This is a genomic window from Pseudothermotoga elfii DSM 9442 = NBRC 107921 (assembly GCF_000504085.1).
In the GTDB taxonomy this organism is placed as follows: Bacteria; Thermotogota; Thermotogae; order Thermotogales; family DSM-5069; genus Pseudothermotoga_B; species Pseudothermotoga_B elfii.
Map to the genome: position 1 here is coordinate 266,839 of NC_022792.1, position 14,663 is coordinate 281,501.

General features: G+C 39.0%; 12 protein-coding genes. 7 read left to right on the top strand and 5 right to left on the bottom strand.

What is annotated here, in order from left to right; translation table 11 throughout:
- Positions 1-108: 108 nt before the first annotated feature.
- The 7 genes from TEL01S_RS01235 to TEL01S_RS01265 all read left to right on the top strand — a co-directional run bounded on the left by TEL01S_RS01235 (position 109) and on the right by TEL01S_RS01265 (position 10,276).
- Positions 109-1,272: a flagellin gene (locus tag TEL01S_RS01235; protein ID WP_028843506.1), complete on the top strand. Its 1,164-nt coding sequence runs from the start codon at positions 109-111 to the stop codon at positions 1,270-1,272.
- 87 nt (positions 1,273-1,359) lie between these two features.
- Positions 1,360-3,948 (top strand): tetratricopeptide repeat-containing glycosyltransferase family 2 protein, encoded by a 2,589-nt coding sequence (locus TEL01S_RS01240; RefSeq protein ID WP_232504378.1) that lies wholly within the window; start codon positions 1,360-1,362, stop codon positions 3,946-3,948.
- Between the two features lie 17 nt (positions 3,949-3,965).
- Positions 3,966-4,661, top strand: a complete 696-nt coding sequence (locus TEL01S_RS01245) for a GntR family transcriptional regulator (protein WP_028843504.1) — start codon at positions 3,966-3,968, stop codon at positions 4,659-4,661.
- A gap of 112 nt (positions 4,662-4,773) precedes the next feature.
- Positions 4,774-5,547: a cyclase family protein gene (locus TEL01S_RS01250; RefSeq protein ID WP_012002311.1), complete on the top strand. Its 774-nt coding sequence runs from the start codon at positions 4,774-4,776 to the stop codon at positions 5,545-5,547.
- 18 nt (positions 5,548-5,565) lie between these two features.
- Positions 5,566-7,524 carry a sodium:solute symporter family transporter gene (locus TEL01S_RS01255; RefSeq protein WP_012002312.1) on the top strand — a complete coding sequence of 653 codons (1,959 nt, stop codon included), beginning with the start codon at positions 5,566-5,568 and terminating at the stop codon, positions 7,522-7,524.
- Entirely contained in the window at positions 7,514-8,761 is a 1,248-nt protein-coding gene (locus TEL01S_RS01260) for a LeuA family protein (protein ID WP_028843503.1), read from the top strand. The genes TEL01S_RS01255 and TEL01S_RS01260 overlap by 11 nt, the downstream gene beginning before the upstream one ends.
- A 264-nt stretch (positions 8,762-9,025) precedes the next feature.
- Positions 9,026-10,276 (top strand): Glu/Leu/Phe/Val family dehydrogenase, encoded by a 1,251-nt coding sequence (locus TEL01S_RS01265; protein ID WP_012002314.1) that lies wholly within the window; start codon positions 9,026-9,028, stop codon positions 10,274-10,276.
- A gap of 32 nt (positions 10,277-10,308) precedes the next feature.
- On the opposite strand, the gene TEL01S_RS01270 is transcribed toward TEL01S_RS01265, so the two are convergent.
- The 5 genes from TEL01S_RS01270 to TEL01S_RS01290 are packed head-to-tail and all read right to left on the bottom strand — an operon-like array spanning position 10,309 to position 14,515.
- On the bottom strand, positions 10,309-10,605 hold the full coding sequence (locus TEL01S_RS01270; protein ID WP_028843502.1) for a hypothetical protein: 297 nt from the start codon (positions 10,603-10,605) through the stop codon (positions 10,309-10,311).
- Positions 10,602-11,408 carry a 2-amino-4-hydroxy-6-hydroxymethyldihydropteridine diphosphokinase gene (gene folK, locus TEL01S_RS01275; protein WP_028843501.1) on the bottom strand — a complete coding sequence of 269 codons (807 nt, stop codon included), beginning with the start codon at positions 11,406-11,408 and terminating at the stop codon, positions 10,602-10,604. Before folK ends, TEL01S_RS01270 begins: the two co-directional genes overlap by 4 nt.
- The gene (locus TEL01S_RS01280; protein ID WP_028843500.1) at positions 11,405-12,787 is read right to left on the bottom strand and encodes a pyruvate carboxylase subunit B; all 1,383 of its coding nucleotides are present in this window, start codon (positions 12,785-12,787) and stop codon (positions 11,405-11,407) included. The genes folK and TEL01S_RS01280 overlap by 4 nt, the downstream gene beginning before the upstream one ends.
- Before the next feature lie 5 nt (positions 12,788-12,792).
- Complete coding sequence (locus tag TEL01S_RS01285) at positions 12,793-13,872, bottom strand: M20 family metallopeptidase (protein ID WP_012002318.1); 1,080 nt, start codon at positions 13,870-13,872, stop codon at positions 12,793-12,795.
- A gap of 10 nt (positions 13,873-13,882) precedes the next feature.
- Positions 13,883-14,515, bottom strand: a complete 633-nt coding sequence (locus tag TEL01S_RS01290) for a lactate utilization protein (protein ID WP_012002319.1) — start codon at positions 14,513-14,515, stop codon at positions 13,883-13,885.
- Between the last annotated feature and the right edge of the window lie 148 nt (positions 14,516-14,663).

Here is a 14,663-nt window from a genome sequence, read left to right on the forward strand (position 1 = left end):
CTAAAGCCTTCTAAAATTTTGTCGATATAGATAATGAAATCCCATAGGCGCCCGTGGGTAAAGGTAACTGCCAGGAAGGCAGTACAGAAAACAAGGAGGTGTGGTTTAATGAGAATTAATCACAATATCAGTGCATTGAATGCCTGGAGAAGTATGGACCAAACACAATACTCAATGAGCAAAACTCTTGAAAAACTCTCATCTGGTTTGAGAATCAACAGAGCTGGAGACGATGCAGCGGGTCTGGCAATCAGTGAAAAAATGAGAGGGCAGATATCAGGTTTAAATATGGCAGTAAAAAATGCACAGGATGCCATATCCCTGATCCAGACCGCAGAAGGTGCTTTAACAGAAGTTCATTCAATACTGCAAAGAATGAGAGAACTTGCAGTACAGGCAGCATCAGATACGAACACTGACGTAGACAGAAATCAGGTTCAAGCAGAGTTGGATCAACTTCGCGAGGAGATCGACAGAATTGCAAGAACAACCGAATTCAACACAATGAAACTTCTGGATGGAAAAATAGAAAGTTTCAGAGCAAGCCCGGATGCAAAGGTAGTCACAGCTGGAAATATCAATCTGCAACTTGGTTCAGTGAGCTCGGCGGCAGTTGAGGGCACTTATGTGGTTGAAGTTGGACAGCTCAACGGCACTGAAACAAGCGCACTTGATGTCAAGATAACACTTTTCACAGCTGGTGGAAGCAATTCTGTAATAGCGAACATTACCGCAGGCGGCGCAGCTATTGGTAATATCACATTTACGTGGGATACAAATGTTATCTCTCTTGCTGACTTTGGTGGAGCACTGCCTGTAGGCGAAGTTGTGGACAGTGCTGTGGCCAGAGTAGAAGCTGCGGTTACGACGGCAAGCCAGTTAGTCTTCCAGATAGGAGCGAATGAGGGCCATAACATGGTTTCTGGCATCGATGATATGAGAGCAGCTGCGCTTGGTTTGACAAGTACGTCGCTGGATGTTACAGATCAGGATAATGCCGAGAGGACTGTTATGGTCATAGACGCTGCTATACACAAAGTTAGCAGTGCAAGAGCCCAGCTTGGTGCTGTGCAGAACAGGCTGGAGCACACAATAAGCAACCTTGGAGTAGCAGCAGAAAACCTGACAGCAGCAGAATCCCGTATCAGAGATGCAGATATGGCAAAAGAAATGATGCAATTCACCAAACAGCAGATACTGATTCAGTCAAGTATGGCAATGTTGGCTCAAGCAAATACTCAACCACAAACTGTATTGCAGTTGATGAGATAATTTCTTTACCAAACAAAGGCGGGCTTTTGCCCGCCTTTTTTATTGCAGATAAAATGGTACAATTTGTTCATGAAGGCAAATTTGGAGGTGCTTGGCTTGAGTTGCCTGCTGTCTGTTGCCATGATTGTAAAGGATGAAGAGAGCAATATTCGTAGAGCTCTGGACAGTGTGAAAGATATTGCCGATGAAATAGTTGTAGTTGATACAGGCTCTGTTGATAATACACCAGACATAGTACGAAAATACACCGATAAACTGTATTTTCATCCATGGAAGGACGATTTTTCGGAGGCAAGAAATAATTCCTTGAAATATGTTACATGTGAATGGGTTTTAATTTTGGATGCAGATGAAGAGATTTCAGAGGATTTCAGAAAACAAATAAGAGATTTTCTTAAAAATCTTCCAGAAGATGTTAACACAGTTTATCTTCCAACTTTGAGTTACCTCGATTGGGATTTCAAGCGAACTGAAATTGCTTCAACCCCGAGATTGTTCAGAAATGGCACTGTACATTACGAAAATATTGTGCACAATCAAGCAATTTATAAACCAAAAGTTGTAAATGCAAATTTTTTGATATATCACTATGGTTACATATGGACAAGAAGACTGAGAAAGCAAAAATATGAGCGTACAGCAAATTTGATAAAAAAATATCTTCAGCAATGCAAAAATGACCAGGAAAAGCTTTATTATTTGATACAGCTTTATAAGATAGAAAAAACTGGTGGAAAACCATATCAGATAGCAGAAACAGGCTGGCAAACATTTCAACTGATGAAGAAACTTACTTCAATACCAGCAATTGGCCTGGAATTTTTGTACGTTTTTTCGATTGATTTAGCAAACGCTGGCCTAAATGACCTTGCCGTTCAGCTTGCTCAAACTGCGATAAAAGTTGTCCCAGATTATCCTGACCCTTACTTCTCGCTCGTTAATATCTACGCTAAGGAACAAAAATGGGAAAAGGTGATTGAATATTATGAGCGATTTAAAAAAGCTGTTGAGTACGCGTCTGAAAATATAGAGAAATTTGGCTGGACAATTATGTCTTTTAAGGATATCCCGGTGGCTGATGCCACTGCTATGATAGCCTATGTTGCAACTGAAAATTACGAGAAATTCAATGAAATTGCCAGAGATAGATTTGCGAAAAATGAAGACATCCCAGAAAAAATGTTGCAGTTCCTTGTTGAAAAAATATCTGAGAAAGGCATCAGAGAATGTCTAAGCGGTTTGACCAATTTGGTAGAATTTATCAGGAAAAAACAACTTAAAATCAATATGCAGCCAATTTATGAAAAAATTGTTGAGTTCAAATTACCTGTAAAAATAGAAAATGTTTACGCCAAAGAAATTACTCCATTTAGCTATGCTTTGCTGAAAAGATTGAGTGAAGGACGGGATTTATTACTCGAATTTTTGAGCAGCGGAAACCTGAAAAAACTGGTTGATGATAATGGTGTCGGTGGTTTACTGTTTGTTTATTCAATGCTTGAGAGCGATGAAGAGAAGAAAAAATTTGTTGAAAATTTTGTGGATAATGAAGATTACGTCGTTCAAGGTGTTGCAAAAGCACTTCTGGCAGATCAGTTTTTAAAAGAAGCTAAGTTTCTGGAGGCAATCAGATTATACAGAAATGTTGTACAGCTTGTTCCGGAATTGTCAAAATTTGTCAAGCCCATTGTTGAAGATCTCAAAACGAAACTTGATCCAGATATAAACGGTGTTTATGAAGAACTGTATAATTTCTACGTAAAGCAAAAAGAATTTTTGATAGATTTTCAAAAATATGCTGGCGACAATACAAGCAAATTGCATTTACTTTCAGACAAAGACGTAGCATTATATGTTTCTGCCGTTTATACTAAAAATGAAGATAAAGCAATAAAACTTTTAAAAAGAATTAAAAATCCGTCCAGATTTCCCATGTATTATTATAGACTCGCAAAAATATATTCGAAAGTGGATTTGGAAAAATCTCTTATGTACCACATAAAAGCGGTTGAAGAGAATGAAAAGCTTGCTGACATAAATTCAGGACGCTTCTTATATACTGGATTGTATCCAAGCATTACACTGGACTGGTTTGGCAAAAACGATGAGATATTGTGGGCTGGAAATATTTCCGAAAGATTTACTACTTTTGGTGTAATCCATCCGGTTCGAGCATGGATGAAAGCTAAAAATGGCTTGATTTATTCAAGGCCCTATCCAGTTGACGAATCAATAAAGGCATATGAGAGTTTCGAAAAAGAGTTTTACAAGGAGCTACCTTTACGAGTTGGGGCATTTGAATTGCATGAGGTTTTATTAAACCTCGACTGGAAAAGTGTTAGAAGAGCTGAAGACATGAAAAATTTCGAGTATATTTTTATGGATCTTGGCATAGAATTGAGTGACAATTCTGAAAATGCAGTAATACTGGAAGGTGTTGAAAAAACGGTTGAATTGAAAAAATTACTTCGGGGGGCAAAAAGGGCTGTGGTGTTTTATCATGTGCCAAATCTATGTGAGGGGGACGATACAATCTGGTACTATCCAGCGTTCAGAATACTCAGGACAACAGCTCAAATGAAGAAAGAGCTTTCTTCTATAGGCTATAAAATTCTGACAAATATGATTTTCCCAAATGGTTTAAGATGCGTGGTAATTGAGCAATCGAAAAAGTAGAAAAGAGGTTGTTAATTATGGCAGTTTATCAGAGACCTCCTAAACTTTCTGAAAGTATAGCTCAACAGTTGAAAGATGATATCATAAAGGGTATTTATCTTCCTGGAGAAAGACTTAAAATCATAGAAATAGCAAAACGTTTTGGCGTCAGTCAAACTTCTGTGAGAGAAGCATTAAAGATTTTGGAAAAATCGGATCTTGTGAGCGAGTCGCCACACAAAGGCTATGTTGTTACAAATTTGACCTTGGATGAGCTTGTAGATATATGGACCATAAAAGAAAAACTTTGGTCTCTTGCGTTTGCCTGGTTTACTGAGAGAGCGGATAAAGAATTGATTAAAGATGCGGAAAAATGGGTTTCGGAATTCAGAAATGCCTATATAGAAAATGATTTAGACAGGGCTTTTGAGGCTAATTTTGCATTTACCGATGTTATTCTGGCTGGTTGCGGTTCAAGAAAACTTGTCACACTTTTGCGTTCGATAGAAGATCAGGTAAAAAGATATAGATATTTAAGTTTAGAGTTTGATGATAATTTAAAAGTATCCTCGCAATATTTTGGTGAAATAATAAAGGCTATCTGGATTAGAGATTCAAAAAAGGTTTCTACGATGATTCAAGAATATATTCGGTTTAGCCAAAAAGTCTTGAAAGAAAATTATAAATATATGCAAGAGAAATCGAAAGAAAAAATGAGAAAAGAGCAGCTATAGAGGAGTTTTTCCCAATTTTTCTCTCTTAAGAGTATTTTTCTGATCATTTTTTGCTTAGGTTTTTTGTGTTTTTTTATGTATTATCGATAATCGATAAAGAGGGGGTGGTAAAATGCCGTATCAATTAATTGATTTAAGTGAGACAATATTTCCTAACTCTGAATCTGAACCCTGGCCAGCAAAGATAACATATCTTGATCACCGCACAGGTGCCCAAGAAATGAGAGAAAAGTTTGGTGTTATTCCAAAAGATCTTGTTTATTCTCAAGGATTGGGGTGGTCGTATGAGTTTATCGAGGCGATGACTCACACTGGTACTCACTTGGATGCACCGTGGCATTTTCATCCAATTTCTGAAGGAAAAATAGCAAAAACAGTAGATGAGATTCCTCTTGAATGGTGTTTTTCAAATGGAGTAGTTCTCGATATGCGCCATAAAAATCCGGGTGAGTATATTACAATTGAAGATTTAAATCTATCGCTTGAAAAGATCAACTATGAAATCAAACCCCTTGATATTGTACTAATAATGACAGGTGCTGATAAAAGAATGGGGACAAAGGAGTATTTCCTTCAACCAGGTATGAGCAGAGAGGCGACGCTATGGTTAATAGGTAAAGGTGTTAAGGTGATGGGAATTGATGCTTATACATGGGACAGACCATTCTCTGAAATGTCCAAAGATTATTCTCAAAAAAAAGATGGCTCCTTTATATGGCCGGCCCATTTTGCTGGTATTGAAAAAGAGTACTGTCACATTGAGAAACTGGCAAATTTAGATAAAATACCAAGACCATACGGTTTTAAAGTATCTGTTTTTCCAATAAAAATACATAAAGCAAGTGCAGGTTGGGTACGTGCTGTTGCGATAATCGAGAATATTTAATTTAGAGGGGGGCTAATCATGGGTACGGTGGGCATATTTACGACTTTTTTCGCTATTTTTGGTTTTATAATGGTTTTTGTTGGATGGGTAACGAGAAAGTGGATTGGAAGGAGCACAGATTATCTTGTTGCAGGAAGACAAATAAATTTGCTCGTAAATACTTTAGGGGTTGCCGCGATAGGTTATGCTGGAACAACTTTAACTCTGGCTCCTGCCTTCACTATAATGGGTGGGCTCACTAAAAGTATTTTCATGCTTGGGGTTGCTTATTCTTTAACAGGTATTATTTCCTATGCTCTTTTGATAGCACCAGTTGCAAGAAGAACAGGTGCACACACTTTACCAGAATGGTTAGAGATAAGATATGACAGAAGAGTTAGGTTTATAATAACTCTTGTTACTGTTGTAGCAATGCTCGGGATTACTGCCAACAATGTTCTTTCTATGGCCACTATAATCACAGGATTTACTGGTTGGTCCATACCAGTAACTATTCTAATAACTTTCCTTATTTTCTTGTTTTTCACAGTTCTTGGTGGCATGTGGGCTGTTACTTTGACAGATTTTATTCAAGGAGTCCTCTGTACATTTGCAATACCGGTTCTGGTAATATTTCTTCTTGTGAGATATGGAGGATTATCCTTCCTGACACATAATTGGCCTGGCGGAAATGTATGGACTTCAGGAATAGCAGGAAAAAGTTTTCCCTGGTTTTCGACTTTCTATCCAAGCGTTTTTGTTGCGTTTTTCTTATATGGAATGGCGTTGGTGTGGGGATCTAATAGTTACTGGATCAGAGTTAGCTCTGTTCGAAGCGAAAGAGTAGCGAAGTTTTCTTATCTGCTGGCGGCTTTAATACTTTTTTCAGCAAATGGTTTTATGTATCCATTACTTGGAGCTTACGTTGGGGCAGCTCATCCAGAAATGTTTGCACCACAGGGATCTGCTGCACCAGCGGCCGCATTTGGAATATTCTTACGGGATACTCCATCTGTGCTGGCTGCTTATTTTCTTTTAACAACATTAGCTGCCTCTGTTTCAACTTCAACAACTTATTACATGGCTGGAAGTTCTGTTATAGTAAGAGACATTTATCAGAGATTTGTAAAACCAAATGCGAAACCTGAGGATCTTGTAAAGCCTTCTATGATTGTTAACACATTATTTGGCATTGCTGCTTTGTTACTTTGTTTCTTTCCGGGCGGCCCTGTGTACTTATTTGCTTTTGCAACAGCCTGGCTCGCTCCAACAGCAGTTATAGTAATTTTGGGTCTTTATAGTAAGAAATTTTCTACAACAGGAGCGTTTGTTGGAGGATTGACTGGGTTGATATTCATGTCTGTATGGACATTACTTGATTTAACAAAAATTTATCCATTAACCAGCAAATTTGGTCACATGGTTATACCTGGGCTCATTGTTTCGGTAGTAGCAGCTCTTATTGCCAATTTATTTGGAAAATCAAAATACGACTTCACGGTCAAAAAAAGAACACAACTCAGTGATAAAGAAATAGAAGTGCTCGATATAATCCGCAGAGGATACAACACGATGGCAGAAATAACAGATTTACTGGACATAGATTCTTCAAAGAGCAGTGAATTAGTTCTTTCGTTGGAAAAAGCAGGAGCAGTCAAAAGAGCTTCCAATAGAGGTTCTGGCTTTTACACATTTATTTTAACTGATTTTGCCCAAAATCTGCCAACAAGAATTAAATCAGAAGAGATTTATGGTGATCTGGACATAGTGGGATTAAATATTCTCAAACATGTAAAAAGTGGTTCGCAAGTGTTAGCGGACGAACTTTCAAAAACAACAGGGTTGAATTCAATGGCCTTATCAACGGTTATTAATTCGCTTATAAGGCGTGGTTACTTGAGTGAAGGTGGTATATGGAGAAGAATTATTAAAATAACACAAAAAGGCTTGGAAGCAGTTCAAAGATTTGAAAAAGGAGATGGTGAAAGTGCCGTTTGAAAAATTAGAAGGATGCGAGCCGTTTATTTTAAACGACAGCTGGGTGTCACCACTGAACTTTATCGAGGAAGTTCGCTCAAAAATGAATCTGCCCGAGCAGGTCATAATTCATGATGTCACGCTGAGAGATGGAGAGCAAATGGCGGGTGTTGTGTTCACTGAAGATGAAAAGGTGTTCATAGCCCAAGAACTTGATAAGATTGGTGTTCCAATGATAGAAGTTGGGTTTCCAGCTGTATCTGGTGAAGATCAAAGAGTTTTTAAAAGACTGTCAAAGATGAACCTCAAAGCAAAAAAAATAGCCCTTGCAAGAATCATGGATGAAGATGTAAAGCTTGCTGCTGAATGTGGTGCAGATGGTTTGTTCTACGAAACAAGCATTAATCCATATTTTGTGAAATATGTCTTGGGACTTGATTCAAAAGAATTCATTGACAGAATAATCAAAGGCGCAAAACTGGCCAAGGAATTGGGATTATTCGTCGAATTCTGTGGATGGGATACTTTTAGAATCAACAATCTTGAATGGATCAAAACAGTTTACACAGAACTTTTAAAAAATGTAGAAGTTGATCAAATAGGTATATCCGACACATTTGGCCAGGCACATCCATTCACAGTGAATTTCCTGGTGAGAAAGATGAAAGAATGGTTTCCCTCTATTCCGTTATCCATCCATGTACACAACGATTATGGGCTGGCTACAGCTACAGCGCTCATGGCTATTGCATCTGGCGCAGAAGCTGTTGAGACATCTTTTAATTGTCTTGGTGAACGTACGGGAAATGCCTCGACGGAGGAAGTAATAGCAGGTATTGAAATGATACTTGGAATAAAAACTAATGTGGATTGTCAGGAACTTTACAGAGTCTCAAAAATGATACAGGAAGTATCCAAAATGCACGTTGCTCCAAATAAACCGATAGTTGGTGATCGGATTTTTGACAGCGAATCAGGTATTGTGATTGATGCAAACGAAAAAATTAATAGAGCAACAGAAATAAAATATGCTATGTATCCTTACAATCCTGAGAACTTTGGTCGCTGGCTTAAGTACGTTGGAGGAAAAAAGAGCGGTCGCGCTTTTGTCAAGCAATATTTGGATAAAAGAGGTTTGAAAGCTAATGAAGCTCAGGTTGACGAGATACTTGTTCGAATAAAAAAAATAGGGACTGTTTTAAAAAGTGCTCTTTCAGACGAGGATATAGACAGAATCGTAGAACTTGTACTTGGTTGATACGCCAGTTTGATCTTCCCCGCCTTAGAGGCGGGGTTATTTTTTGCTCTCATTGAATTATTCATACAGATGCATACTCATGATTTCGTGAGTATAAAAGAGTAAAGGGTGCTTTTCTGTGGTTATTTGCTATTCTAATTCTCATAGTCGCCTTTTGCCAGGGTTTTATGGCATGTAGACCGATGATACAATATGGCTGTGAAGCAATTCACTAACGACCCGATGGAAGGTTATTGGTGAACCTACGTGAAGGGAGGATTTTCGATGGCTAAGTCTCTATATCAGCAAGCGCTTGAGGTCTTTGGACATGCGGCAGATGTTATGCAGCTTGATCCCAATATCAGGAAATTCTTAGAGAGACCTCAGCGTACACTTATAGTTGAATTTCCAGTCGTGATGGATGATGGAAGAGTTGAGATGTTTACAGGGTATCGCTGCCAGCATAACACAGCCAGAGGCCCGGCAAAAGGAGGTATAAGATATCATCCTGATGTTACAATCGACGAGGTACAGACCCTGGCCTTCTGGATGACGTGGAAATGCTCGCTTTTGAACCTTCCATACGGCGGAGGAAAAGGCGGAGTCAAAGTGGACCCAGCCAAACTTTCAAAGCATGAGTTGGAAAGGCTTTCCAGAAGGTTTTTCTACGAAATAGCTAACTTTATAGGTGAAAAAAGAGATATCCCGGCTCCAGATGTGAACACAAATGCGCAGGTTATGGCATGGTATGTTGATACCTACACCATGCACACAGGGTATCCAGCTCTCGGTGTCGTGACAGGAAAACCGGTCGAGATAGGCGGATCTATAGGAAGAAACGAGGCCACAGGCCGTGGCGTGGCAGTTGTTGCTTCAGAGGCATGTAAATTGCTTGATAAAGATATCAGCAAAGCTACAGTTGCGGTTCAGGGTTTCGGAAATGTTGGTTCTTTCTCGGCGAAGATCCTTCATGACGATTATAAGGCCAAAATTGTCGCTGTAAGTGATGTATCGGCAGCTTATTACAATCCGGATGGATTTGACATAAACGATCTCATTGCTTACAGAGACAACAATAAAGGATTGATAAATGGTTATCCAAAAGGCCAGAAGATAACACATGAAGAGCTTCTCGAGCTTGATGTAGACATACTTGTGCCGGCTGCTCTGGAAAATGCGATTACCGAGGAAAACGCTGATAGAATAAAAGCAAAACTTATCGTTGAGGGTGCAAATGGACCGGTAACGCCTGCAGCAGATAGAATACTGGTTTCTAAGGGAATTATGGTTATACCAGACATTCTCGCTAATGCTGGCGGTGTTACTGTTTCTTACTTTGAGTGGGTACAGGATCTTCAGTCATTCTTCTGGGATTTAGATGACGTCAGGGCAAAGTTAACGAAAATGATGAGAGCCGCATTTGCTGATGTTGCAGAAACAAAGAAAAAATACAATGTTGATTTCAGAACGGCTGCTTATGTAGTGGCTATAGAAAGAGTAGCTCAGGCTGTCAAACTGAGAGGTATTTACCCATGATATTTAAGGGCGCCGACGCGCCCTTTTGTTTTTCACATTTTTTCATCGAGTCTTGTACCTTTTGAATCTGAGATATATCTGTAAAGCTTGATTGCAGATTCAGCGTTTTTTGTTTGCAATGCATTTTGTTGAATTTGGGCCATATGGGATTTTATTTTATCAATTCTAACTTTATCTGCTTCTACAAGTATTTGAGCTATTTTTTTGTCAATTGATGATAAATTTTTTATAAGTTTTTCTCTCTGAAAGAGAAGATTCAATATTTTTTCATATTCGCGTTGTTCAATAAGGCTATCTATTTGTTTTTCTATCTCAAAAATCTCTTTCACCAGTTCTTTGTCACTAATCTCCAGTCTCTCCTTTCCCCCACGAAATTTTTCAATTCTCCGTAGATTGGATGATCTATTGCCTTAATTTCCAGCAATGGAACTATCACAAATTGTCTGTTGATCAAATCGTAATGAGGAACTGATAAATCCGGCAATTTGTATACTGTATTTCCATACATAAGGATATCCAAATCGATAATTCTTGGGCCCCATTTTTTCTCACGCTTTCTACCCATTTCTTGCTCTATTTTCAGAAGCATGTTCAACAATTCTTCAACAGAAAAATCCGTGTCTACTTCTAAAACACAATTATAGAAATCTGGTTGATCTTTCACTCCATAAGGATCTGTCTCATAAATGGAGGATTTTTTTATTATTTTTATTTTGCGCGATTCCATCAAATTGCAGGCTTCTTGAATATTTTTCAACCTATCTTCGAGATTTGAACCCACTCCAATATAAACGTTCCCGGGGCGCTTTTCCAGTATTATCTGTGCTGCAGCTACGAAATCATGTGTGATGCTTATATGAGCAAAATTGAAATAAAAATCTCTGTGAAAAAGTAAAAGAGGTTTCCCGGCATGGTTGTGGATAATCTCTATGTCTGTGAAAGAGTAATTTTTCACACCTGTTCCGATTGCTTTGAAGAAAGCTTCTTTCGCAGCGAATCTTGCAGCTAGATATGTTTTCTTATCCTTAATTGATTCGAATTCCAGCTGCTCCGATGGTCCGAGGATTCTTTTGCTTAAAGACAATTCTACTCTATCGATTTTGACTACATCAATCCCAATGCCAACGATCATACAGGATAAACAGGGGCCTCAAAATCTTTCAACAGATCAAAGTCAACTTTGAGTTGATTTATATAACGTTTCTGGAGATATTTCTTGCCAATCTCTCCGAGAATCACGTATATCAGGACGTCCTCATCGCTTTTTGCAAGTAGCCCCAGATCGTTTTTAGCTTTTTCGGTTTCTGGCTGGATCAGTTCTCCCGGGCGGGTATCTATTGTCTTCTCATCGCCGAGTATTTTCTTCACCAGTTCTGGGTCAATAGGAGCCGGTGGACGTCCATAGAAACCTTTTACATATTCTTTGACTTCTTTTGTTACTTTAGAGTATCTTTCACCTGTCATGACATTCAGCACAGCCTGAACGCCAACTATCTGGCTGGTTGGTGTCACTAACGGAGGATAACCAAGGTCTTTTTGAACACGCGGTATTTCTTCTAAAACCTCTTTCATTCTGTGGGCCATTTTTTGCTCCTGGAGTTGTTTTACCATATTTGAATACATGCCCCCGGGTACCTGCGCGTAGAGAATTTTTGGATCAATTGTTGTCATTTTTACATCAAAAGCAGCGTATTTTTGTCTTACTCTGGTGAAATGGTCTATGAGAAAATCGAGCGTATCCCAATCTAAAGCTGGTAAATCTCCATTTTTACTCAGAGCATAATAGATAGGCTCGAATGGAGGTTGTGATGTACCAAGCGCAAATGGTGATAGAGCGGTATCTATTATATCTGCCCCTGCATCCATGGCAGCCTGATAAGTTGCCGGTGCAAGCCCACATGTACAGTGGGAATGGACATTTATCGGGATTGAAAACTGTTTTTTCAGAGCACTGACAAGGTTGTATGCATCTTTTGGCGTAAGCAAGCCTGCCATATCTTTTATGCATATAGAGTCAACGCCGAGTTCTATCAATTTTCGAGCATATTCTAAGTAGTATTCAATTGTGTGAACAGGGCTGATCGTATAGGATATTGCTCCCTGTACATGAGCGTTTGATTTCTTTGCTTCATCGATGGCAATCAGCAAATTTCTTTCGTCGTTCAATGCATCGAATATTCTTATTATGTCTAAGCCATTTTCAACAGCTTTTCTGACAAAAAGCCTGACTGTGTCATCTGCGTAATGGCGATAACCAACCAGGTTTTGCCCGCGGAGAAGCATCTGAAGCTTTGTATTTTTGATTTTTTCTCTGATTTTTCTCAATCTTTCCCATGGATCTTCATTTAAAAACCTCACTGCAACGTCAAAAGTAGCTCCTCCCCAGACTTCCATGGAGTAAAAACCAACCTTATCTATAGCATCAAGAGCAGGAAGCATATCTTCGGTCGACATTCTTGTTGCAATAAGCGACTGATGACCGTCTCTAAGAGTTGTATCGACAAAGTTCACATTTCTCACCTCCTGTTGGAAAAATGCTTTATCAATGCCATGGAAAGTTCTATTTTTGGTTCAAAGCTGCTCAGGATGGCGTATTCATCCTCCGAATGAAATCTTCCACCGCTTATACCGAGCCCGTCAATTGAAGGAACATCAAATTGATAGAAAAACGCACTGTCAGCGCCACCATTTGAGTGCTGAACCTTTATTTCTTTGCGCAGTTCTTTCGAAATTTCTTCGAGGGCTTTCAAGATTTCCGGGTGCGGTTTCATGGCAGGACGCCTTTCCTGCAGGGACAGGTCACAGTTTGTTCCTTTTATTGAGCTGAAAGAGCATATTTGAAATACTTTTTCTTTGAATTTTTCAAGATCTTTCTGATCTGAGAACCTTACATCGAAGTACACCATGCAGAGATCAGGTGTTATATTTGACTTTTCCCCGCCGTTTACAATTGTTGGATTTGCAGTTAGATCTGAGAATTTTTCATTGAGAGAATATATTTCAACCAGTTTTTTACTTGCTTCAACTATTGCGTTGGCACCTTCTTCAAGCCTTGAGGCATGCCCTTTGATCCCTCTCACGGTTAAATTCATTGATGCTATGCCTTTTCTACTTATTACAACTTCGCCGTTAGAACCACCGGGTTCAAAGGATAAACAGCAGATACTTTCCTTGGCATATTTATAAAAAGTCTCTCTGCTTGTTTTTGAACCGAGTTCTTCATCCACATTCATGATAACGCATATGTCTTTAAAGCCACTGCTTACAGCTTTTTCAACAGTAGCGAGTAAAGTGACTATTCCACCCTTCATATCTGCAACTCCAGGACCATAGACGATATCATTCCTAACATTGAACGGTCTTTTGGATGATTCGCCTTCTTTGAAAACAGTATCGAGATGGCCTATTAGTGTTATGTACGGTGGCTTTCCAAGAATTCCAACATGAGCTGCGCTCTCTCTGATTAACTTAAAGCCAAGCTTTGCTAACTCTTCAGCCACGAAATCAGTTCGCAAAAGTTTCTGAGAAAGATCTATATCGAACCCTGTATCTGTGTTCACAAGCCTTTCGTATATTCCGAACCATTTTTTGTCCATCTTTTATCCCTCACAATCCAAGTTCTTCAAGAACCAGTATAATTTTTATTCTACCCGGTAAATTGCGTGAATCAAATATTACATGCAGATGCCTGCATATTCTCTGAGGTGAATCACAATCATGGCAAATTCCAGACACAGCACATGGTGTGGAAAGAGATAATCTTTTTGCATTCATCGGAGCAATATATCTGATTCTTTCTTTCGCTTCTTGCAAATCTTTTACAATCTTATTTGCGCTCACGATCAGTATTACATTTCTGGGGCCAAATGTAACTGCTGCCACCCTGTTTCCGAAGCCATCCATGAACACCAATTCTCCGTCCATTGTTACCGCATTCGCACTGCAAAAATAAAAATCGCTGTCGAACGCTTCAAGTTCTGTTTTCCTCCTATCCGGGGAATTATAACGGTCCAAAAATTTGTATCGGTTACTTTTGAGAAGATCAATTACACCACATTCATTGAGTGTTATAGATCCACCGCTGCTTATGACGGCTCCTTCTGGTACAATTCGTTCTACAAGCTTTCTGACATCGCTTGTGTTGTCTGCTATATAGACCTCAAATGCCTTTTTTTCCAGAATTGGTTTCAATTTCCTGCATAAAGACTCATATTTAAATTTGTATAATTCCTTTCTCAACAGTATCACCCTTTATTTATTATCTCATATTTTGAAGTTTGCAGTGCGAATCGAATCTATTTTTGGCGGGGTTATATTTAAATGAATGCAATCAAATCGCAGGTTTTCTAAAGATTTTGCAGTGTACGGGTGGATATGAGAGAATCTT

What these genes read in the sequence shown, in the direction of transcription:
- TEL01S_RS01245 (WP_028843504.1), top strand. Translation starts at nt 3,966, where the DNA reads ATGGCAGTTTATCAGAGACCTCCTAAACTTTCTGAAAGTATAGCTCAA.
- TEL01S_RS01250 (WP_012002311.1), top strand. Translation starts at nt 4,774, where the DNA reads ATGCCGTATCAATTAATTGATTTAAGTGAGACAATATTTCCTAACTCT.
- TEL01S_RS01265 (WP_012002314.1), top strand. Translation starts at nt 9,026, where the DNA reads ATGGCTAAGTCTCTATATCAGCAAGCGCTTGAGGTCTTTGGACATGCG.
- TEL01S_RS01255 (WP_012002312.1), top strand. Translation starts at nt 5,566, where the DNA reads ATGGGTACGGTGGGCATATTTACGACTTTTTTCGCTATTTTTGGTTTT.
- TEL01S_RS01285 (WP_012002318.1), bottom strand. Translation starts at nt 13,872, where the DNA reads ATGGACAAAAAATGGTTCGGAATATACGAAAGGCTTGTGAACACAGAT.
- folK (WP_028843501.1), bottom strand. Translation starts at nt 11,408, where the DNA reads ATGATCGTTGGCATTGGGATTGATGTAGTCAAAATCGATAGAGTAGAA.
- TEL01S_RS01235 (WP_028843506.1), top strand. Translation starts at nt 109, where the DNA reads ATGAGAATTAATCACAATATCAGTGCATTGAATGCCTGGAGAAGTATG.